This window comes from Vibrio splendidus 12E03 (genome assembly GCF_000272105.2).
Lineage (GTDB): Bacteria > Pseudomonadota > Gammaproteobacteria > Enterobacterales > Vibrionaceae > Vibrio > Vibrio splendidus_I.
Map to the genome: position 1 here is coordinate 1 of NZ_AJZD02000186.1, position 508 is coordinate 508.

The 508-nt window shown below is 43.9% G+C and carries 1 protein-coding gene; it reads right to left on the reverse strand.

The annotated features are described in order from the left end of the window. A partial coding sequence (locus tag A142_RS13155) for a trypsin-like serine protease (protein ID WP_019821926.1) occupies positions 1-508 on the reverse strand: 508 nt, incomplete at both ends.

Below are 508 nucleotides of genomic sequence, written 5' to 3' on the forward strand. Positions count from 1 at the left end.
TGTACCATACGATAATCGACCACTACTAAAGGATTCGTTTATGGCTACTATCGAGGAACCATGCATCCAAACACCTCCGCTATCCCCTTGTATGAGATCCCCTGAAATGGCTGTTGACTCTAGGGCAGTTGAAGATAGTGATGACAACGTGTCTATGTGTAACTCAGCATAAGCTAAAGGGTTATTCCCCCCAAAACCATAGGCTTTAACGGTATCTCCTACCGAGGTGGTTTGAATGTTCAAATCTGCAAAATAGTGAATATTTTGAGTTTTTGCTGTTTGCGGCAACGTCCATACGGAAACGTCGTATTGATTGCCAGAGCTTGAGTACAAATAATTAGGGTGATCGTCACGAGTCACAGCATCCATGACGGTACCGTCAGCAAAGGTGATACTGGTTAAATCCGTGCAATGAGCGGCGATTAACAGTTGATTGCCACCGACAACCATTCCGGTGCAGTTGTTTTTAACCATGTCATCAAAATCATTTTGCCAATCCACATTGGTG